We start from the raw sequence: 20,438 nt of genomic DNA on the forward strand, positions 1-20,438 counted from the left end.
CATGTATTCCGTATCCGACCGCCTGGAGCGGCTGCCCTTCAGCAGCTTCCACTTCCGGCTGCTGTTGATCGGCGGCCTCGGGCTTGCCTTTGAAGCCCTGGACGCCGGCATCATTGCCTTCATCATCCCCTCGCTGCGCACGCAGTGGGGCCTGACCACCGGCCAGATCGGCTGGATCGCCAGCAGCACCTACGTCGGCTTCCTCGTCGGCGCGCTGTTCTCCGGCATCCTGGGCGACCGCTACGGCCGCAAGAAGATCATGATGTGGGCCCTGCTGCTGTTCTGCGTGGCCACGTTCTTCAATGCGTTTGCGCGCAACTATCACGAGTTCTACATCCTGCGCATGATCGCCGGCATCGGCATGGGCGCCGAAGGCGCCATCATCGCGCCCTACCTGGCCGAATTCGTCAGCAGCAAGTACCGCGGCCGTTTCACGGGCGCGCTGGCGGGCTTTTTCTCGTTCGGCTTCGTGCTGTCGGCGCTGCTGGGCTACTTCATCGTCCCGATGAGCGATGACGGCTGGCGCTGGATCATGATCATCGCGTCGGTGCCCGTCATCTTCCTGCTGTGGTGGCGCAAGTCGCTGTTCGAATCGCCGCGCTGGCTCGAACACACCGGCCAGACCGCCGAAGCCAACCGCATCTGCGAAGTTATCGAAGCCGAAGTGCAGCAGAGCACTGGCCGTCCGCTGCCCAAGCCGGTCGCGACGCGCAAGGCCGCGCCGACGCCCGCCGACCAGCAGACCGCGATGGCCAAGCTGGCGTCGCTGTTCTCCCAGCAATACCTGGGCACGACCGTGCTGGTGTGGGTGTTCTGGATCACCGTGCTGTTCTGCTACTACGCCTTCCTGGTGTGGATCCCCAGCCTGCTGGTCGAACGCGGCTTCACGATCACCAAGAGCTTCTCGTACACCATCCTGATCTATCTGTCGCAGATTCCCGGCTACTTCTCGGCCGCCTACTTCAACGACCGGATCGGACGCAAGTACACCATCCTGGCCTACATGCTGCTGTCGTGCCTGTCCGCGCTGGGCCTGGCCCTGGCCAGCGGCGAGCACCAGATCATCATGCTGAGCATGCTGCTGTCCTTCGGCATGAACGGCGTCATCGCCGGCCAGTACACGTACACCGCCGAAATCTATCCCACGTCGATCCGCGCGACCGGCATGGGCGCGGCCTCGGCCTTCGCCCGCATCGGTTCGATCGCGTCGCCGACCATCGTGGGCGTGGCGTATCCGGTGCTGGGCTTTGCCGGCGTGTTCGCCATGATGACCGCCATCCTGCTGGTCGGCGGGCTGGGCATCCTGTTCTACGGCAAGAACACGCGCGGCGTCGTGCTCGAGGAGATCAACGCATGACGGCGGCATCGGTCCTGGCGCTGGGCCCGCTGGCGGCCCATGCCCGCAAGCTGGGCCTGGCCGCAGATCGCCAGGCGCAGTGGAGCGCGATCTCGGCCTTGCTTGAAGCAGCCTTCGGCCACAAGCTCTTCACCGCGCTGGTCCACCTGGAAGCGCACCGCCTGATGAAGCGGCTGCATACGTCCGACGAAAGCATCAGTCCGCTGGGCGGCTTCAAGGCCACCGGCAACGGCCCGTGGTCGCGGCTGGTGTTGCAGGAAGGACGGATCTACGTGGCCAGCAACGAAGACGACGTGCGCACGGTGTTTTCCGAGGCCTCGATGCTGATCGAACGCGGGCTGCATTCGGCGCTCAATATCCCCGTGCGGCATGAGGGGCGGGTGATCGGCTCGCTCAACATGCTGGGCGCCCGCCATGCGTATGACAACGCCGACCACGACCTGGCCGCCGTGATCGGCGGACTGTGCGCCCCGGTCTTCATCGAAGAGATGCGGGCCGCGCAGGCAGCCGCCGAGGCCGTGGACCGGTCGGCGCTGGACAGCGTGTGATTGACTGAAAAGTGGTGCGCGGTCACAAGGCCGTGACGGCGTCTTGGGGGCCGCTCGATCGAGTGGCCCTTTTTTTTGCGCAGCCGGGGCTTATGCCGGGCGGGGGTTGCGGATTACCAGCGCCACGCCCGCCAGCACCAGCGTCGACGCGATCACCAGCACGCCCGTCAACGGCTCGTCCAGAAACAGCGTTCCGCCAAATGCCGCCAGCACCGGCACGCTGAGCTGCACGGTGGCGGCGCGCGTCACGCTCAACTGTTTCAGGGCCGCATACCAGAGGATGTATCCCAGGCCCGACGTCACCGCGCCGGACGCGACGGCGTACGCGGCGCCTGTCGCGTCGAAGCGGGTTTGCGACGCCGCCAACTGCGCGGCGAATAGCGCCAGCGCCACCGGCGTGGCGCGGATGAAGTTGCCGGCGGTTGCCGCTGCCGGATGCTTCGTGCCGCGCCCGAGCAGCGAATACATGCTCCACGCGACGCCCGACACGATCATCAGGAACCCGTAGAACAATGGCGGCGCGCCCATGCCGGGCAGCATCAGGGCCACCAGGCCGGCGATTGCGAGGGTGATGCCCATGCCTTGCAACGGGGACAGCCTCTCGCCGATCAAGAAGCCATACAGGACCATGCTGATCTGGATCGCGCCGAACAGCAGCAGCGCGCCGGTCCCGGCAGGAATATGCGTATAGGCAAAAGAGAACGCCAGCGCATACGCAAACAGGGCCAGCGCGCCCGCCCAGGTGCCTTCGAGGCGCGAGCGGTCGCGGCGGGCGCGCAGCACCAGCCACAGCATCAAGGCGCCGGACCCGATGCGCAGGGCGACAAAGGTCGTGGGATCGATGGCCGTCTGCGTAAGCGCAACCCGGCACAGCAGGGAATTGCCGGCAAAGGCCAGCATGGCGAAGAGGGTCAGGGCGAAAAGGCGCAATGTCATGGCGCGGGCCTTCCAATGACCGCTGCGAGGCGCCAGCCGGCGCCGGTTACCGTACGGCCACGGCGGCGTCGCGGAACCGCTGCACCAGCGGGGAACCGTCTTCGGAACGATACGCCAGCAGGACCTGGCTTTGGGCGTCCGGCGTGTCCAGTTCCCGATAGGCCACGCCGGGGATGCCCGTCTTCATGTAGGTATCCGGCAGGATGGAAATGCCCATGCCCGCCGCCACCAGGCCGATGATGGTCGCACCTTCGCGCGCCTCCTGGCCCACCTGCGGCGCAAAGCCCGCGCGGCTGGCCAGCACGCCCACGTGATCGAACAGGCCGCAGCCCAGCCCGCGTGGAAACAGGATGAAGGACTCGTCCGCCAGGTCCGTCATGGACAGCGGCGCGCTGCGCCGCGCCAGCGGATGCGATTGCGGCAGGGCGGCCATCAGGCGGTCGGTCCAGAGCGGCACCGTTGCGATGTTGGGCGGCGCAACGAACAGGATCGACGGCCGCAGAAAACCCACGTCGATGTCCTTGGCCGCCAGCGCGCGCAATTGCTGGCCGGTGGACTGGTGGCTCAGGTCCACGCCCACGCCGGGAAAGTCCGTGCGGAACGCGTGAACGATGCGGGGAAAGGCCTCGAACATCGGCACCGACGCGGTGAATGCCACGCGGATTTCGCCGGTTTCGCCCAGCGCCGATTGCCGCACGACTTCGCCGGCCCGTTCCAGGTGGGCCAGCGCCCGGCGCGCCTGCTCCAGGAACAGCGCGCCGGCCTGTGTCAGTTCCACGCTGCGGCTGGTGCGCGTCAGCAGGGGCGACCCCAGTTCTTCCTCCAGGGCCTTGATCTGCAGGCTGAGCGGCGGCTGGCTGACGTGCAGCCGGCGGGCGGCCTGGCTGAAGCTCAGTTCCTCGGCGACGGCGACGAAGTAGCGCAGTTGGCGGAAATCCATATCGATTTGGAAAGCAAATAGATCGTCATGAAAAACGGTATTGGACGATATGAGTGTACTCCGCGCATCATGCCGCCATACCAACACCGATAACTAGACAGACAGGAGACATTCATGAAGGCTTTCGTCCCGTCGCGGCCCCGCCGCGCCCTGGTCACCGCCGCGGGTCTGGGCGCGTTGCTCGCCGCCGCCACGCTGGCGCCGCTGCCGGCCGCCGCCCAGGCCGCCTTTCCCGACAAGCCGATCCGCATCGTCGTGCCGTACGCCGCGGGCGGCGGCGTGGACATCGTCACCCGCCTCGTCAGCCAGAAAATGGGCGAGGCCCTGAAGCAGACCATCATCGTCGACAACCGCCCCGGCGCGGCCACCAACATCGGCATGGACATGGTTGCCCGGGCCCAGGCCGACGGCTACACACTGCTGACGGCCTCCAACACGCTGGCCGCCAACGGCGCCCTGTTCTCCAAGCTGACGTTCGATCCCGCCCACGATTTCACGCCGGTCGGCGCGATCGGTTACGCGCCGCTGGCCGTGGTGGTGCCCATCCAATCGCCATTCAAGACCTTGAAGGACCTGACCGACTACGGCCGCGCGAATCCCGACAAGCTGACCTATGCGTCGGCGGGCAACGGCAGCTCGGGCCACCTGGCCAGCGAACTGCTCAAGCGCGAAAGCGGCATGAAGGCGCTGCACGTGCCCTACAAGGGCGGCTCGCCGGCGGTCACGGACCTGTTGGGACAGCGCATCTCCTTCATGTCGATCAACCCGCTCGAAGTCGTCTCGCACGTCAAGGCGGGCAAGCTGCGCGCGTTGGCCGTGCTGGACGACGAACCGGCCGCCATGCTGCCCGAGGTGCCCACGGTGGTCTCGCAGGGCTTGCCGGGCGCGATGGCGACGGTGTGGTGGGGCCTGATCGGTCCCAAGGATCTGCCGCCCGAGGTCACGGCCAAGCTCAACGCCGCGCTGCAGGCCGCACTGAAGGACCCCGACGTCAAAAAGCGTTTTGGCGAAATGGGCGCCGTCGTCACGCCGGGCACCGACAAGCAGTTCGGCGCGTTCGTCGCGGCGGAAACCACCAAATGGACCAAGGTCATCCAGGACGCGGGCATCAAGGCGGACTAGACGCGCCCGCGCCGGCACGGCGCCGCGCGGCGGCGCGTGCCGGCTTTCATGCATAGAGGAATTGAGATGGAACGGCAAAAGAACGGGCTGGTCGTCAGCGCACACTCCGCGGATTTCGTCTGGCGCGCGGGGGGCGCCATCGCCCTGTACGCCAAGCGCGGCTGGAAAATGACCGTGGTGTGCCTGTCGTTCGGCGAGCGCGGCGAATCCGCCAAGCTGTGGAAGCAGCCCAGCATGACGCTGGAAAAAGTGAAGGCAGACCGCCGCGACGAAGCGCGCCTTGCGGCCGACATCCTGGGCGCGGACATCCGCTTCATGGATTGCGGCGACTATCCGCTGCGCGTGTCGGACGAGGCGCTCTTTGAACTGGTCGACGTCTATCGCGAGCTGCAGCCGGAATTCGTGCTGACCCACTCGCAAAAAGACCCCTACAACTTCGACCACCCGCTGGCCACGCACGTCGCGCAGGAAGCCCGCGTGATCGCGCAGGCGCACGGCCACCATCCCGAACAGGCGGTATTGGGCGCGCCGCCCGTGTTCCTGTTCGAGCCGCATCAGCCCGAACAATGCGAATGGAAGCCCGAGGTCCTGCTGGACATTTCCGAGGTCTGGGACCAGAAGCGCCGCGCCTTCGAAACCATGGCCGCGCAAGAACACCTGTGGGAGTACTACACGCGCGTCGCCCTGCAACGCGGCGTCCAGGCCTCGCGCAACTCGAACTTGAAGATCCAGTACGCCGAAGGCTACCAGCGCGTGTTTCCCCAAGTCACCGGGGAACTGGCATGAGCGTCGCCGTCAGGAACATCGCGCGCGCCGACAGCGCGGTCATCGCGCGCCTGGCGTCGGCCGGCGTTGCGACCGCGCACGAAGCCCAGCAGCGCACGGGGCTGTTGCAGCCCTACCTGCGCCCCATCTACGCCGGCGCGGCCATCGCGGGCAGCGCCGTCACCGTCCTGGCCCAGCCGGGCGACAACTGGATGCTGCACGTCGCCATCGAACTCTGCCGGCCTGGGGATATCGTGGTGGTGGCCTGCGCGTCTTCCAGCGAAGACGGCATGTTCGGCGAGCTGCTAGCCACCTCGATGCGCGCGCGCGGCGTGCAGGGGCTGGTCATCGACGCCGGCTGCCGCGACGTCGCGGCGCTGAAGGACTTGCCGTTTCCCGTGTGGTCCAAGTGCGTATCGGCCAAGGGCACGGTCAAGGCCACGCCGGGGTCGGTGAACGTGCCGGTGGTGTGCGCGGGCGCGCTGGTGCAGCCGGGCGACGTCGTGATCGCCGACGACGACGGTGTGTGCATCGTGCCGCGTGCCCGGGCGGCGGAAGTTGCCGACGCGTGCGACGCGCGGCTGGTCAACGAGGCGGCCAAGCGCAAGCGGCTGGCGGCTGGGGAATTGGGGTTGGATATCTACGGGATGCGCGAGAAGCTGGCGGCGGCGGGGCTGGTTTATGTGGACAGCTCCGGCGCCTAGACCGCAGCCGCTTCTTACTCAGTATCGGACGGCGCCTATTTCCTTATGGGGGCTTTCAGGCATTCTGTTTCGAGACAACTCGATGCGGAGCCATGTATGGTCGAATTGGACTTTTTGCTCAATAACCAACCCATGAGCAAGCTCAAGGGAATGGGCTTATCCATGGATGCGTTCTCCGGTATGGATAAACACGTCAATCATTGCGCAGCCGCCTGCTTGCGCAACGTAGGACCCATTCCGCCCGGGGCGTACTATATCGTTGATCGGCCCACAGGCGGGTTATTGGGAAGCGTCAACACCTGGATCAAGAAACGTTCCGGCTGGTTTGGCCTGTTCGGGATCGACAGCAAGATTGACGATTTCGTATTCTGTAGTGACGTTGAGCGGGGCAATTTTCGACTGCATCCCAAGGGTCCGCTTGGCATAAGCGAAGGCTGCATCACTGTGGAACGCGAGAATGACTTCTTGTACTTGCGTCAACAATTGCTAAGAAATCCTGCCCAGCCAATTCCGGGAACCCGGCTCATGGCGTATGGAAAAGTCGTTGTCCGGTGTGGGAGGCAGGGAGCGTAATGCGTCGTTGGCGATACGTAGCGCTGTTCTTATGGCTGATCCTGGGCAGCCTATTGCTCGGGCGCCATTGGGCCGGTCATCCTTCTGCGTGGAATCCGGTGCCAGATTGGTTCTGGAAGGCGCTGGCGGCGCGCTTGACCGTTGGCTGTTGCGAAGGCGCGGCTGACGTCGAATTTTATGTTCTGTGGGGTGCTGCATTCATCTTGATTGCCCTGTTCACGACAGTGGTCTGGATCGCGGCAGTTAGTCTGCGTAGACGTATGTATCAGTAGCGCTCTGGGGCTGTTTGCCGTCAGCGCTGCCCCTGCGCATCCACCGGCCCCGTCACCGTGATGATCAACGGCACACCGTTGATTTCCCGGGGCAGGTGCGCTGCGACGTTGGCGTCCGTTACGCCCACGGCGAGCGCTTCTTCACCCGGGCGCCCCGTGGTGACGCCCACCGAGACCACGCCCGGCGTGGCGAGCAGCCTCGCCTCTGCACTGGCCAGTGTCTGCCCTGCCGCGCTGCGCGATTGCGCTTCGGGGGGGGCGTATTCGACAGGGCCGGCGCCGGAGAAATCAGGTCCTGGTTTTGGTATGTCGCTCATGGCTCCAACTCCTCGTGTTTCGATAAAGCGGTAAATCGGCCGCCCCGTTGAGGGGCAGGGCGGCCGGAACCTCGATCAGGGCAGCAGCCTGATGTTCAGTGCGGAAAACACGGACGCGATCGGGTTGGCGAACGTCGTGCCGCCGCCGCCCGCGAACAGCAGCGCGACGGGCCGCACGCCGGAAGCCCAATGCCAGATCAGCGATCCGGAATCGCCGCCCGCCGAGAACGGATTGGCGTTCACCGACTGGATGGCGATCTGGTTGCGGAACAGCGCCACGCGGCCGCCGCCGTAGTTCACGTTAACCGACACGCCGATCTGTGTCACGCGGCCCTGAGTGAGCCCCGTGGTGCGGCCGCTCTTGCCGACGATCATGCCGAGCGAGGCGGCCAACGCCGCCGTGCCGGTGCGGTAATACGCGGCGCTGCCGCCCGACAGGTAGTACTGCTCGCCGCGGATGCGCTCGTGCCAGGCCCAGCCGAAGGCCGCGTCCACGAAATTCGCGGCGCCGCCGAAGTTGATCGGCACCCAGCGCGCCAGCACGGCAATCTGGTCCCCCGGATGGCGCCCGCCATCCGCCGTGCCTGGCTGGATGATGCTGTCGTTCACGCTGGCAACGTTGGAATTGGCCAGCACGTGGTTGTTACTGAGGATCAGGTGCCGATTGGTCCACGGCGCCGTCAGGCCGATCGCCCGGCTTCCGAGCGTACCTGCCGTGACATTCACGTGTCCCACCGACACCCCGCCCGGCGCCGGACGATGCCGCGCGCGGTGCGAATAAGCGTCCACGACGCCCACCGGCACCTGCTGCACCGGCACGCTCGATAGCGAGCGCGTGCCGGCCGCCTGCGCCACCTGGCCAAGCACCGCCTCCTGCGGCATGGCGCTTTCGGTAAAGATAGTCAGCACAGGCTCACCGGGGCCGCCCGCGCCGAACGTGACGTTGGTCGGGTCCGGCAAGCCTATCCCGACACCGACGATGCCTTCGGACGAAGGGGTTTCGGAGAAGGTCCGGAATTCGCCGGACGCGGTCAGCAACTGCGCTTCGATCGCATCTCGCAACGCCAGCAGGTCGTCCGACACGCCTGCCTCGGCAAAAACGGCTTGTTGTTCCGCCTCTTGGCTCAGCGCTTCGAGTCCGGCGGCGTCAGAGTCCGGGTTCTCGGGCGCCCCGGAAGCGGACTTGCCGGTGGCCGGCCCGCCTTCGTCTTCTTCGCCCGGGTTGTCCACCCGTGGGGTGTTGTTGTTCTTTCCTGACATGACAGTGTCCTCCAACTATATGAGTAAGCGTTAGATAGAACCGTGCAGAACTTCCATTAGGTCATTAGTCGCCCCGCGGCTTTTCGAGCCGCGCCTGGCGCTTGAAGCCCGGTTTGCACTGCCACTGCGGCGGGCGGCCAATTGGGTGCAGGGGACCTTTCGTTTGCTCCTTGAGGTTGATGGCCGATCTGGCCAGATAAAAGCAGCCCCTCTCCGCAAGCGAACCTTGCGGTTGGCAGTCTGCGGATCGGGGCTGGAGAGGAATGTCGCGGGGGCGCCCGGAGGGTGATGACAGGCTGGGTGCGGCGCTGCCGGAGCGTCCTGCCGACGTGTCCCCAGTCAAGCGCGGGGTGGCCGGCAGGGCAGGTAACCACGCCCGGCAGCCCGCACGAGGGGCGGCTTGCCTGGCATGGGAAGCGACTGGATTTCGAAGCGGATTAGGCCTTTTGGGCGTTGATGCGAGCCATTATTTGGCTACGTTCACCGCTTGGGTATGGGCAACTTTCGGTATGGACAAGCGAAGGTTGAATGAGGTGGATGAGATCCGGATGAGGGCCGGCGTTTTGTGCAAGCCGCCGGCTGTATCCGTGCCGACGGCGCAAGCTCACCCCGTCAACCGCACCTGCATAGGCGCAAACCCCGCACGCCGCTTCCAGGTGAGCAGGCCTTCTCCGCCATGCTCCAGCGCCCCATACCAAATGGCGCGTGCGCCGCGCGCCGGCGGCGTGTCGGCGTCCAGCAGCCATTGCGCGATGTGCGCGTGCATCAGCAGCATGACGCCGTCAGCCAGAAAATCGCGGTGTCCCATCAGGTCCAGGTAGTGGACCAGTTCGCCCGCGCGCGCGAGCTTGGTGTAGGCCACCAGCCGCTCGGGCGTCTCAAGGTTGCCATTGCGATGACCGGGCGTGTCGATGAAGACGCCCCACCAGATAGTCCAATGGGTATCGCAGGCGGGCGGTTTCCAAGGTTGGAGCTCTTCCGTTTGCCGTCCGATATGTTCGGGCCGCAATAGCCAGCGCGCCAGCACCGGACCGCCACTGCGCACCGCCATCGATGTCTTGATGGCGTGCACGTCATGGACGTGGTTGGCCAGCGCGAAAGGGCGCACGCGATATCCCATGCGCCCGGCGCGGCGGATCTTGGTCATGTTGCGCGAAGACAGGCCTCGCAACTGTTGTTCCAGTCCCTTTGCATCACCGCAGGCCTGCAGGTCCAGCATCATCGGCGTGGCGCCGCGGCCAAGCGCGTGCATGTCATAGCGCTGCGCCACGCGCCGCATGCGCGTCAGCGCCTGGGCGGAACCCGATCCCGACGCCCGGCCTGCCTCCAGGTCGAGCGTCATCGACGCCGGAGTGCCTCCCCACAAGTGCAAGCGCGCCGATTTACGGCGCCGCACCAGGATGGGATCCAGCACCCCATAGTAAATACGCATCAAAAAGGCGATCGCGTTCATTCGGGTCCGCGTTGAGAGGGCAAAACCCGAGGAGTGTAAGTGAATATGGGGTTGGGGAGCTACGCCGCCACGAAACGCGCCGGTTGTGGCCATGGCGTCGCTGTAAATCCTGGCGATAACTGCCGGTATCGCTGCGGATTGCGACTAGCCCTGACCCCAACCGGCACGTGCACCCATCAACGCTTGCGCGCGGTCAGCCAATCGATGGGCTGGAGCGCCCGGTCGACGATACGCACTTCACCGATGCTGCCAAAGAAGCCATCGGCACGTGCGCCATCCCACGAACCCGCGCCGATGATCCACGGCATGTTTGCCGCAAGCGTCGCCAGTCCGGGGGCGTCGGAGGTGTTGCGCAGCACGGGCGCGCCTTCCACGTAGAGAATGGTCTCGTGCGTGGTGTCGTCGTTCACGACGGCAACGTGCATCCACTTGTCAGGGATGATCTCGCCAGACCAGTTGGCCTTGGCGCCGCGCGTTCCAGCGGTATCGGGCACCACTTCCCACTGGATCTCGCGCAGGCTCGACACCGCGAACAGCAACGGCGGCGACTCCGGGTCTCCCCCGGAAAAGCCCGGCAGGTCGCCGCGCTTGCCGTCGCGCGTCATGATGTTCATCCACGCATGCTTGGACGCGACCCAATCGCGGTCGATCTTGATGAACGCTTCCACCGTGTAGCCGTTGGGCGCGGTCTGAGCATTGATGACGGCCGCGGCGTCCGTGGCGAAGTAGCTCATCCGCGCCGTGTTCTTGTCGGTGTTCAGAAAGCGCACCGAGCCGGGAGCGGCCGAAAGGTAATGGTGATCGTCGGACCACACGACGTCGCCCAACTGCGCACCGGCCACGCCATCGATGTTCAAGGGCACGCGGCGCATGGGGTTCATGCCGGTGCGGTCGGCGATCAACTCGCCCACGGGGACAGGCTGACCATCGGCGCCGCCAAAGAAGCGCCAGTGCGCCAGCGTGCCCGAGACCTGCGGGTAGTCTTCACTATCGGCGGCAGGCTTTTGCTCCGCGGCAACCGGATCCGTGTAGTTCGCAAGAATCAACGCGCGCGCCTGGTCGATCAGCGAGGTATGCGACGGCGTGGCCGCCTTGAATTCCTTGTTGAAGCCGCCAAAGCGCTTGGCGAAATCCATCTTGATGGTGAACTGTTCATTGGCGGCCGTCAGGATGGCCTGGTCGAACGTGTTCAGCGTTCCCTTCGGCTTCTGAGGCACCCAGGGCGAAAACGACAGCACCCGGATCTCATTGTTGGTGAGGTCGAATTCGTAAAGGCGCATCAGGCCGTTGCCGCCCTGGTAAGCCATCTGGTAGTCCACCACCATTTCTTCAACGGCGTTGCCGAACGCATTCGTCTTGGTCAGGTGCGCGGCGCCGTGATAGTGCCCGTTGAGCGTCATGAAGATCTGATCGTTGTCGCGGATCAGCTTGTCCCACAGCATCAGTCCGTAAGGCACTTCAAGCGGCGTGACGCCGTCTTTATCGATGTTCAGCAGTTGGTGGTTGACCAGGATGACCGGCAACGAGGGGTTCGCGCGGATGACCTGATTGGCCCACGTCAGCGCGTCATCGGAAATGCGCCACGACAACGACAACACCATGAACTTCTGGCCTTCGGCTTCGAACACGTGGTATTCGTGAAAACCACTGGGATCGCGGCCGCCAAAAGTGGCTTGCTGCTTGGCGCGATCGGCGCTGAAGGTCTGCAGGTACGGCTCGGCGGCCAGATTGCGCTGGGCATCCGTGGCGCTGGCCTGACTGCTGGCGTCGACGTAGTCGCGGTCCAGGATCACGTCGTGGTTGCCGGCCAGGATCGAGTAAGGCACCTTGGCGTCTTCCAGAATCGCCATCGCCGCGTCGGCCACCTTCCACTGATCGGGCTTGCCCTGCTGGTCGACCACATCGCCCAGGTGGACCAGGAACGGAATGCTGAGCGACTTGGCATGGTCCGCCACCCACTGCGTCTGCGCCTTGTACGGCTCGCTGCCGTACTTGCGCATGAACTGCTGGTTCTCGGCGTCCGTCGCGTAGCGGGAGTAGAACTGCGTGTCGGGCAGTACGGCGACGGCGAAGCTGGAAACGTTGACGGGCTGCGGTTGCGGTTCGGGCTGGGGTTGGGGTTGCTGTCCGGGCGTCTCGGGCGTCGAGGTGTCATCGTCGTCGTCGCTGGAGCAGGCCGACAGCAGGAGGGAACCTCCTACAGGCAGCAGCGTGGCGCCGAAGCCGGCCTTGAGCAGGCTGCGCCGCCGCGGATCTGTGGCGGCCGGCAGTGTCGAAGGGGTGTTGGCAATATCGAGCTTGCCGTCTTGCTTGTCTTGCTTGTCGTGCGCCATCTGTGTCGCCCTGTGGGAAAAGCGGGAAGCTTAGGAAGGGCGGGTGACGGGATGATGAATGTTTAGGTGTTGGGAAGATGACCATTCAAATACGGTCATGGCCGCGAGCGAACATTGCCGCCCTGCAGCCGATGCCGTGCGTGGCCGTGACGGCGGGCGCGGTCTTCATGTCTTCGGCAATAGCGGGTGCGCGAAGCACTCGGCTCAGACGCCGCTGATAGGCTGGGGGCGATAGTCCTTGAATGATGGGTGATTCTGCTTTCGGTCCCGGACTCTACGAGTTGGAGGTCCTGCTTTATGAACTTGAGCACAAGCATTGCGATCTTTGTACGAGCAAATAAAAGATGAGCCCTCTCGCTGTCACCTGCCGCCCGACTATTTCGCCTCCTCGCGTGGAGGTCATCTGGGAAGCCCCCAGCCAGAATCTATGCTGCACGATTGAGTATCCAGAGAAGGCGCCCGTCGGCCAAGAATCGAGCGCACTACGCGATTTTGTGAATGCGAAATGGCCGCTCCCACGCCCTCGCCGCATGATTGTCGGTGGTGAGTTTTCTATGGTCCTCGATTCAGAGGGGCGTCTGCACGACTTCGATATCCGCACTGACTTGATACAGCGGTTTCTTCACCCCATCGCCCCAGGCGATGCCGATTACGTGGAGCCATATATTCAGGCGAGCTTTGACGAGGGCGGCGACGCGGAATGCTGCCCGATTGAAGAAGCGCTGTATGACCCAGCCCAAGGCATTGTCTGTCTCAGTTGGGGGGCGGCTGACCGCTGGTGCAACATCGCGCCGACGTTGGCGCTAGGACTCGCAGCAGATGGAAAGCTCATGAAGATTCAACTAAGCGAGTTTTGGCCGCGAGTGCCGGAGGCCCGGTCGTAAAGCGGATAGCGGCGGCTGAAGTTCAACATCTATCCAAAAACGAAATGAGAGTCCTGTCGGCCAGTCTGGTAATTGTGGTGGCCCTCTGTGGCTGTTCGGATGAGCCCAAAGGGCGATGGAGGGCTAGTGCGCCAGTTGACGTCTACGCTGAAGATAGTGACGGCGCTTCGGTAGCTTTTGTCCTTCAACCAGGAGACATTTGTGCGCTAGGCGATAAGTGAAGCGTCGATAAGGCATTCGGGTTCAAGCGCGTTTCATGCAATAGAGGGGATGGACGGATATCTATTGACAGCGATTTTGAGCAGATATCCGACGCGCCCTGAAGATATGCAAGAAAAGGCGGGTTGCCTCTCTGGATTGTCTCTACTCGCAACGTAGACACTGATCGTATGAGCAGGCTGATCTGCGGTCCCGTATAAGACAGCGCCTATAGTCAACAAAAGCTGTTGCAACTAGCCTTGGTCGGGAACCGCGCCCCACCCGCATATGCACAAACTAGCTCTTATTGTCTTTCTCGTGACTGCTTTCCCTCCATTGGCTTCGATGGCTGCCGCCGATGCCGATGTTCAGAGTGAACGTGAGCTGCGCAACGAATGTTCGGGTGAAATAACCGGGGTTAGGGAATGTCTTCAGAAAAAGGCGGAGGAAAGTGAGGTCGAGTTAAAAGACGCAGAAAAGAAGGCGGTAGACGTTCTGACCAAATGGGATGAAGACGCCAAGTACGTGAACCAAGCCAAGGCCAAGCTCAAAGCAGCAAACAAGGACTTTGTGAAGTACCGCGAGTCCCAGTGCTCATTCGCTTCATCTTTGGGCGGTGGGGCAATTGGAAATGCTTTGGCTATGCGGCGTTTCGCTTGCATTGCAGAACTCAACAGTAGACGAGCGTTTCAGCTACGCGATTTGGTGTCGGATCGGCCACTGAAGTAGCTTTTATGGGCCGTTAGCTCAAAGAGGCGTGGTGCTGAACTCTGATTGCAATTCGATGGTGAGGACAATGCGTAAAGCAACGATATTTGCTGGAGATTTTGACGAGTCTCCATCAAAAGATGCCGCTTGGGTTCGGCAGTGGCTAGAAAAATGGAGCGCAGATGTTGTCGTGGTCCATTATTCAACCGGTGGCTGGGAACACATTTGGGATGTGTTGGGGCCGGAAGCCGCAATTGACGAAATACCCGCCCATCTACTTTGCACGAGTGAATGGGCTTCAGAGGGATAGCGCTTCCTGGCCCCACCGCAGCCGGTGTCAAGGTTGGCCGCCAGTAATCCGGAATGAAAAAAGCCGTTGACGGCAAACGTCAACGGCTTTTCGAAATCTGGTGCCCGGGGCCGGAATCGAACCGGCACGCCTTGCGGCGGGGGATTTTGAGTCCCCTGCGTCTACCAATTTCACCACCCGGGCTAGGAGGTCGCGAACACGTCCAGATGACGGCTGCGGGAGATGCGAAGACCGCGATTATATGCGGTCTTTTCCATCTTGTCAGGCGACGGCCGGGCGAGCAGGCCGTATCCAGCGCGATCTCGGGACAGGCCACGCAGCGCATCCCGGACGCTATGCGCCCAAAACCTACTTCTTCTCAGGCAAGAACCAGTTCATCACCAGCGCGCAAATCCCGCCGGTCGCAACGCCCGATTCCAGGACGCTCTTCACGGAATGCGGCAGATGCGACAGGATTTCCGGCACCTGCGACACGCCCAGGCCCAAGGCCAGGGACACGGCGATGATCAGCAATGCCCGGCGATCCAACTGGATGCCCGCCAGGATATTGATCCCCGACGCAGCCACCGCGCCGAACATGACCATGGCGGCGCCGCCCAGTACGGGTTCGGGCACGGCTTGCAGGACGCCGGCCACGACGGGGAACAGGCCCAGCAGGATCAGCATGCCGGCGATCCACACGCCGACGTGGCGGCTGGCGATGCCGGTCAATTGGATGACGCCGTTGTTCTGCGCGAAGACGGAGCTGGGGAAGGTGTTGAACACGCCGGCCAGGAGCGAGTTCGCGCCGTTGACCAGCACGCCACCCTTGATGCGCTGCATCCACAGCGGGCCTTCGACGGGCTGCTTGGAGACCTTGCTGGTGGCGGTGACGTCGCCGATGGCTTCCAGGGACGTGACCAGGTAGATGATCAGCATGGGCACGAACAGGGCCCAGGAGAAGCCCAGGCCGAAGTGCAGGGGCACGGGCACCTGGAACAGGGCGGCTTCGCGGGCGCCGGTGAAGTCCAGTCGTCCCATCCAGGCGGCGGCGATGTAGCCGACGGCCAGGGCCAGCACCAGCGCAGTGCTGCGGATCCAGACGACCGGCACGCGGTTGAGCAGGATGATGGTGCCAAGGACGAGGCCGGACAGGGTGAGGTTTTCGGCGCTGGCGAAGGTGCCGTTGGCCATGGCGCCGAAGCCGCCGCCCATGCTGATGAGGCCGACTTTGATCAGCGTCAGGCCAATGAGCAGCACGACGATGCCGGTGACGAGGGGGGTGATGAGGCGCTTGACGAAGGGCAGGATGCGGCTGATGCCCATTTCGACGAAGGAGCCGGCGATGACGACGCCGAAGATGGCGGCCATGACGGCTTCGACCGGGGTGCCTTGCTTGACCATGACCGAGCCGCCGGCAATCAGCGGGCCGACGAAGTTGAAGCTGGTGCCCTGCACGATGAGCAGCCCGGCGCCCAGGGGGCCGAAGCGCTTGCACTGCACGTAGGTGGCGATGCCGGAGATGACCAGCGACATGGAGACGATCAGGGTGGTGTCGCGGCTGCTGACGCCCAGGGCCTGGCAGATGAGCAGGCCGGGGGTGACGATGGGGACCAGGATGGCCAGCAGGTGCTGCAGGGCGGCGACGAAGGCGACGGGGCGCGCGGGGCGGTCGTCGGGGCCGTAGACCAGGTCGTGGCTGGGTTCGGCGTCGTGGGGCGCGCTGCTGGGGGCGGGATGGGCGAGGGAGGCGGGTTGCATGGCGGAGTGCCGGCCGGGGAGGGGTAGAAAAGTGCGGGATTTTACCGGGGACAGCCCGGCGTCAGGTTGCTCTCACGCGACCCGGCCTTGAAAAGTTCCGATAGGCCCCCACATCAGTAGGGTTTCCCGGAGACCGCGCGGGCGCGCTGCCCCCGCCGCCGGATATTTGTCCCTAATTAATTTTCTAGCCACGTAGAACTATGAGCCAAACCGCCACGACTTCCGCGTCCGAAACCCTGGGGTTCCAGGCCGAGGTGAAGCAACTGCTTCATCTGATGATCCATTCGCTGTACAGCAACAAGGAAATCTTCCTGCGCGAGCTGGTGTCGAACGCGTCGGACGCCTGCGACAAGCTGCGCTTCGAGGCCATCGACCAGCCCGAGCTGCTGGAAGGCAACGGTGAACTGGCCATCACGGTCAGCTACGACAAGGCGGCCCGCACGATCACGATCTCGGACAATGGGATTGGCCTGTCGCGCGAGGAAGCGGTCGCGAACCTGGGCACGATCGCCCGGTCGGGCACGCGCGAGTTTTTCTCGCAGCTCACGGGCGACAAGCAGAAGGATGCGCAGCTCATCGGCCAGTTCGGCGTGGGCTTTTATTCGTCGTTCATCGTGGCGGACAAGGTGACGGTGGTGAGCCGCCGCGCCGGGTCCTCGGAAGCGATCCAGTGGGAATCGGACGGCCAGGGCGAATTCACGATTGCCGCCGCCGAAAAGGCCGGCCGCGGCACGGACGTGACGCTGCACCTGCGCGCCGACGAGGACGAACTGCTCAATGGCTGGAAGCTGCGCGAGATCCTGCGCCGCTACTCGGACCACATTTCGCTGCCGATCCGCATGGCCAAGGAAGAGTGGGATCAAGAGAAGGGCGAGCAGGTCAAGACCGAGGAACTGGAAACGGTGAACCAGGCGAACGCGCTGTGGGCCCGCAACAAGTCCGACGTGACGGAAGAGCAGTACCGCGAGTTCTACAAGACGGTGTCGCACGACTACGACGACCCGCTGGCCTGGACGCACAACCGCGTCGAAGGCCGTAGCGAGTACACGCAGCTGCTGTATGTGCCCAAGCATGCGCCGATGGACATGTGGGACCGCGATGGCCGCCATGGCGTGAAGCTGTATGTGAAGCGCGTCTTCATCATGGACGATGCCGACCAGCTGCTGCCGTCGTACCTGCGCTTCGTGCGCGGGGTGATCGATTCGGCGGACCTGCCGCTGAACGTGTCGCGCGAGATCCTGCAGGAAAGCCGCGACGTGCGCGCCATCCGCGAGGGCTCGGCCAAGCGCATCCTGTCGCTCTTGGAAGACATGGCCGAGAACAAGCCGGAAGACTACGCGACATTCTGGTCGGAGTTCGGCCAGGTGCTGAAGGAAGGCGCGGGCGAGGACACGGCCAACCTGGAGCGCATCGCCAAGCTGATGCGTTTTGCATCGACGGACTCGGGCGACCAGGCGCAGACGGTGTCGTTCGCCGATTACGTGTCGCGCATGAAGGAAGGCCAGGACAAGATCTACTACGTGACGGCCGACACGTTTGCCGCGGCCAGCAACAGCCCGCACCTGGAGATCTTCCGCAAGAAGGGCATCGAGGTCCTGCTGCTGTCGGATCGCGTGGACGAGTGGATGCTGTCGTACCTGCGCGAGTTCGACGGCAAGTCGCTGGTGTCCGTGGCCAAGGGCGGTCTGGATCTGGCGGAGCTGGCCGACGAGGAAGAAAAGAAGCACCAGGCCGAAGTGGCCGAGGACTTCAAGCCGCTGGTCGAGCGCCTGCAAAAGACGCTGGAAGACCAGGTCAAGGAAGTGCGCGTGACGCTGCGCCTGGTGGACTCGCCGGCGTGCGTGGTGGTGGGCCAGAATGAACTCAGCCCGCACCTGTTGCGCATGCTGAAGGCTGCGGGGCAGGAAGCGCCGAACGTGAAGCCGGTGTTGGAGATCAACCCCGAGCATCCGCTGCTGGCGCGCATCCGCGCGGCCGAGGATGGCGAGTTCGATCAGTGGGCGCGGTTGCTGCTGGATCAGGCGCTGCTGGCCGAAGGGGCGCAGATTGCGGACCCGGCGGCGTTCGTGAAGCGGTTGAATGCGTTGCTGCTGAAGTAAGCGGCGGTCAGGGCTGATGAGAGGGGCGTCCGGGAGGACGCCCTTTTTTCTTTATGTTGAATACCCGGCGGGCAAGGTCGAAGAGGTGTCGGGCCGGCGAGTGTCTGATTTTCTGTTGTGAATTACCGCTCGGTAATTCTTGACCGCGCAAGCCGCCAAAACCGCCTTAGGATTACCGATCGGTAACTCTGGTGGTGATGCCATGTCGACGACGCGTGATCATGATGTGGTTCCGGCGGTTGCGCGCACGTCGATCGAATTGGGCGCGCTGGTCAAGTCCGTGCGTCGATCCCAGGGATTGCTGCAAGCGGATCTGGCAGGCTTGGGAAATTCGGGAAACCGGTTTGTGGTCGACCTGGAGCGCGGTAAACCCACTCTGCAGTTGCAGAAGGTGCTGGACATGTTGGACCTCCTCGGCCTTGAGGTCGAAGTGCGTAGGAAGCGCGCCCGACTTGACGGATGGCAAGCCGATTAATGACCTGAAGTCAAAAGTGTTTGCCCGCCAGACGGCTTTTTCTGCAAGGATCGGGCCGTCATACTGCAGCCCTGTCTATCCGATGCGCTGGCCGATTCAGGCCGGCCCCGCCCCAGGTACCGCCTGCCGGCGCCGTCGAACCCAAGGAACTTGCATGAATCCCCAAGAAACCCAGCCGGTGAAGGCCGGCCCGCCGTTGTTGGCGCTTGCCGTCGGTGCGTTTGGCATCGGCGTGACCGAGTTTTCTCCCATGGGCCTGCTGCCCGTTATCGCCGATGGCGTGAACGTGTCCATTCCCAGCGCGGGCATGCTGGTTAGCGCCTACGCCATCGGCGTGATGATCGGCGCGCCGCTGATGACGCTGGCGTTTTCGCGCTGGTCGCGGCGCAAGGCGCTGATTCTGCTGATGGCGATCTTCACCATCGGCAATATCCTGTCCGCGCTGTCGCCCAACTACACGACGCTGCTGCTGGCGCGCCTTGTGACCAGCCTGAACCACGGCGCGTTCTTCGGGCTGGGCTCGCTGGTGGCCGCCAGCGTGGTGCCGCGCCACAAGCAGGCCAGCGCGGTGGCGACGATGTTCATGGGGCTGACCATCGCCAACGTGGGCGGCGTGCCGGCCGCGACGTGGCTGGGGCAGGTGATTGGGTGGCGCATGTCGTTCGCGGCGACGGCCGTGCTGGGCCTGATCGCGATGCTGTCGCTGTGGCTGGCGCTGCCGGCCGGCGAGGCGGGCCGCCGTCCCAACGTGCGTCACGAACTGGCGGTGCTCAAGAGTCCCGCGGTGCTGCTGGCGCTATTGACCACGGTGCTGGGCGCGGGCGCGATGTTCACGCTGTACACGTATATCGCGCCGACGCTGGCTGACATCACCGGCGCGTCGCCGGCCTTCGTAACGGGGATGCTGGTGCTGATCGGCCTGGGCTTCACGTTGGGCAACGGCGTGGGCGGACGCATGGCGGACCGCTCGCTGGATGGCACGCTGATTTTCTTCCTGGTGCTGGTCATCGTGGACCTGCTGGCGTTTCCGTGGCTGGCGTCCACGCCGGTTGGCGCGGCGGTTTCGCTGCTGATCTTCGGCATCGCGACATTCGCGGTGGTGCCGCCCCTGCAAATGGGCGTGATGCGCGCCGCGACCGATGCGCCGGGCCTGGCGTCGTCAATGAACGTGGGCGCGTTCAACCTGGGCAATGCCGTGGGCGCGGCCGCCGGGGGCGCGGTGATTTCGGCGGGGATGGGCTATGCGGCGGTGCCGATCGCCGGTGCGGTGATCGCGACGGCCGGGTTGGGGCTGGTGCTGGTGCAGCGTGCCACGAATCAGCGTCGGCGCAGGCTGGCGATGCAGGGCTGCTGATCCCCGATCTTTGTTCTCCGGTCCTCGGGCCGCGCAGTGTCCCACCCCGGCCCAATGCCATTGCGCCGGGGTTTTTGTTCCCGTATCGGC

At 64.2% G+C, this 20,438-nt stretch carries 19 protein-coding genes and 1 tRNA gene; 12 read left to right on the top strand and 8 right to left on the bottom strand.

Annotated elements, in window-relative coordinates:
* Window position 1: 1 nt before the first annotated feature.
* Window positions 2–1,357 carry an MFS transporter gene (locus BMW75_RS19750; RefSeq protein ID WP_076517188.1) on the top strand — a complete coding sequence of 452 codons (1,356 nt, stop codon included), beginning with the start codon at window positions 2–4 and terminating at the stop codon, window positions 1,355–1,357.
* Window positions 1,354–1,905, top strand: coding sequence for a GAF domain-containing protein (locus BMW75_RS19755; RefSeq protein WP_092581533.1), 552 nt, complete (start codon window positions 1,354–1,356; stop codon window positions 1,903–1,905). The genes BMW75_RS19750 and BMW75_RS19755 overlap by 4 nt, the downstream gene beginning before the upstream one ends.
* 90 nt (window positions 1,906–1,995) lie before the next feature.
* On the opposite strand, the gene BMW75_RS19760 is transcribed toward BMW75_RS19755, so the two are convergent.
* Both BMW75_RS19760 and BMW75_RS19765 read right to left on the bottom strand, forming a co-directional pair.
* Complete coding sequence (locus BMW75_RS19760) at window positions 1,996–2,841, bottom strand: DMT family transporter (RefSeq protein ID WP_092581534.1); 846 nt, start codon at window positions 2,839–2,841, stop codon at window positions 1,996–1,998.
* A gap of 46 nt (window positions 2,842–2,887) precedes the next feature.
* Window positions 2,888–3,781, bottom strand: coding sequence for a LysR family transcriptional regulator (locus BMW75_RS19765; RefSeq protein WP_092581535.1), 894 nt, complete (start codon window positions 3,779–3,781; stop codon window positions 2,888–2,890).
* A 114-nt stretch (window positions 3,782–3,895) separates the two neighbouring features.
* On the opposite strand from BMW75_RS19765, the gene BMW75_RS19770 reads away from it, so the two are divergent.
* From BMW75_RS19770 to BMW75_RS19785, 4 genes are all read left to right on the top strand, one after another.
* On the top strand, window positions 3,896–4,903 hold the full coding sequence (locus BMW75_RS19770; RefSeq protein WP_092581536.1) for a tripartite tricarboxylate transporter substrate binding protein: 1,008 nt from the start codon (window positions 3,896–3,898) through the stop codon (window positions 4,901–4,903).
* Between the two features lie 66 nt (window positions 4,904–4,969).
* Window positions 4,970–5,689 (top strand): PIG-L deacetylase family protein, encoded by a 720-nt coding sequence (locus BMW75_RS19775; protein WP_092581537.1) that lies wholly within the window; start codon window positions 4,970–4,972, stop codon window positions 5,687–5,689.
* Window positions 5,686–6,372 (top strand): 4-carboxy-4-hydroxy-2-oxoadipate aldolase/oxaloacetate decarboxylase, encoded by a 687-nt coding sequence (locus BMW75_RS19780; protein ID WP_092581538.1) that lies wholly within the window; start codon window positions 5,686–5,688, stop codon window positions 6,370–6,372. Before BMW75_RS19775 ends, BMW75_RS19780 begins: the two co-directional genes overlap by 4 nt.
* A gap of 96 nt (window positions 6,373–6,468) precedes the next feature.
* Window positions 6,469–6,945, top strand: a complete 477-nt coding sequence (locus tag BMW75_RS19785; RefSeq protein ID WP_092581539.1) for a DUF2778 domain-containing protein — start codon at window positions 6,469–6,471, stop codon at window positions 6,943–6,945.
* A gap of 292 nt (window positions 6,946–7,237) precedes the next feature.
* On the opposite strand, the gene BMW75_RS19790 is transcribed toward BMW75_RS19785, so the two are convergent.
* The 4 genes from BMW75_RS19790 to BMW75_RS19805 all read right to left on the bottom strand — a co-directional run bounded on the left by BMW75_RS19790 (window position 7,238) and on the right by BMW75_RS19805 (window position 12,580).
* Window positions 7,238–7,534, bottom strand: coding sequence for a hypothetical protein (locus BMW75_RS19790; protein WP_092581540.1), 297 nt, complete (start codon window positions 7,532–7,534; stop codon window positions 7,238–7,240).
* A gap of 75 nt (window positions 7,535–7,609) precedes the next feature.
* Window positions 7,610–8,794, bottom strand: coding sequence for a S1 family peptidase (locus BMW75_RS19795; RefSeq protein WP_254792073.1), 1,185 nt, complete (start codon window positions 8,792–8,794; stop codon window positions 7,610–7,612).
* 604 nt (window positions 8,795–9,398) lie between these two features.
* The gene (locus BMW75_RS19800) at window positions 9,399–10,226 is read right to left on the bottom strand and encodes a hypothetical protein (protein ID WP_139208569.1); all 828 of its coding nucleotides are present in this window, start codon (window positions 10,224–10,226) and stop codon (window positions 9,399–9,401) included.
* 197 nt (window positions 10,227–10,423) lie between these two features.
* The gene (locus BMW75_RS19805) at window positions 10,424–12,580 is read right to left on the bottom strand and encodes a laminin G domain-containing metallophosphoesterase family protein (protein ID WP_092581543.1); all 2,157 of its coding nucleotides are present in this window, start codon (window positions 12,578–12,580) and stop codon (window positions 10,424–10,426) included.
* A gap of 344 nt (window positions 12,581–12,924) precedes the next feature.
* On the opposite strand from BMW75_RS19805, the gene BMW75_RS19810 reads away from it, so the two are divergent.
* The 3 genes from BMW75_RS19810 to BMW75_RS29215 all read left to right on the top strand — a co-directional run bounded on the left by BMW75_RS19810 (window position 12,925) and on the right by BMW75_RS29215 (window position 14,680).
* Window positions 12,925–13,464 (top strand): hypothetical protein, encoded by a 540-nt coding sequence (locus tag BMW75_RS19810; protein WP_139208570.1) that lies wholly within the window; start codon window positions 12,925–12,927, stop codon window positions 13,462–13,464.
* A 486-nt stretch (window positions 13,465–13,950) separates the two neighbouring features.
* Window positions 13,951–14,391: a lysozyme inhibitor LprI family protein gene (locus BMW75_RS19815; protein ID WP_092581545.1), complete on the top strand. Its 441-nt coding sequence runs from the start codon at window positions 13,951–13,953 to the stop codon at window positions 14,389–14,391.
* A gap of 67 nt (window positions 14,392–14,458) precedes the next feature.
* Window positions 14,459–14,680, top strand: coding sequence for a hypothetical protein (locus BMW75_RS29215; RefSeq protein WP_139208571.1), 222 nt, complete (start codon window positions 14,459–14,461; stop codon window positions 14,678–14,680).
* A gap of 98 nt (window positions 14,681–14,778) precedes the next feature.
* On the opposite strand, the gene BMW75_RS19820 is transcribed toward BMW75_RS29215, so the two are convergent.
* Together BMW75_RS19820 and BMW75_RS19825 are read right to left on the bottom strand one after the other, a co-directional pair.
* Window positions 14,779–14,863: transfer RNA gene (locus tag BMW75_RS19820), tRNA-Leu, on the bottom strand.
* A gap of 165 nt (window positions 14,864–15,028) precedes the next feature.
* Window positions 15,029–16,420 (bottom strand): uracil-xanthine permease family protein, encoded by a 1,392-nt coding sequence (locus tag BMW75_RS19825; RefSeq protein WP_092581546.1) that lies wholly within the window; start codon window positions 16,418–16,420, stop codon window positions 15,029–15,031.
* A 200-nt stretch (window positions 16,421–16,620) separates the two neighbouring features.
* On the opposite strand from BMW75_RS19825, the gene htpG reads away from it, so the two are divergent.
* From htpG to BMW75_RS19840, 3 genes are all read left to right on the top strand, one after another.
* Window positions 16,621–18,519 carry a molecular chaperone HtpG gene (gene htpG / locus BMW75_RS19830; protein ID WP_092581547.1) on the top strand — a complete coding sequence of 633 codons (1,899 nt, stop codon included), beginning with the start codon at window positions 16,621–16,623 and terminating at the stop codon, window positions 18,517–18,519.
* A 139-nt stretch (window positions 18,520–18,658) separates the two neighbouring features.
* Complete coding sequence (locus BMW75_RS19835) at window positions 18,659–18,994, top strand: helix-turn-helix domain-containing protein (protein ID WP_371467421.1); 336 nt, start codon at window positions 18,659–18,661, stop codon at window positions 18,992–18,994.
* 154 nt (window positions 18,995–19,148) lie between these two features.
* Window positions 19,149–20,348 (top strand): MFS transporter, encoded by a 1,200-nt coding sequence (locus BMW75_RS19840; RefSeq protein ID WP_076517156.1) that lies wholly within the window; start codon window positions 19,149–19,151, stop codon window positions 20,346–20,348.
* Window positions 20,349–20,438 lie beyond the last annotated feature (90 nt).

It is taken from the genome of Achromobacter sp. NFACC18-2 (assembly GCF_900108985.1).
GTDB lineage: Bacteria > Pseudomonadota > Gammaproteobacteria > Burkholderiales > Burkholderiaceae_B > Achromobacter.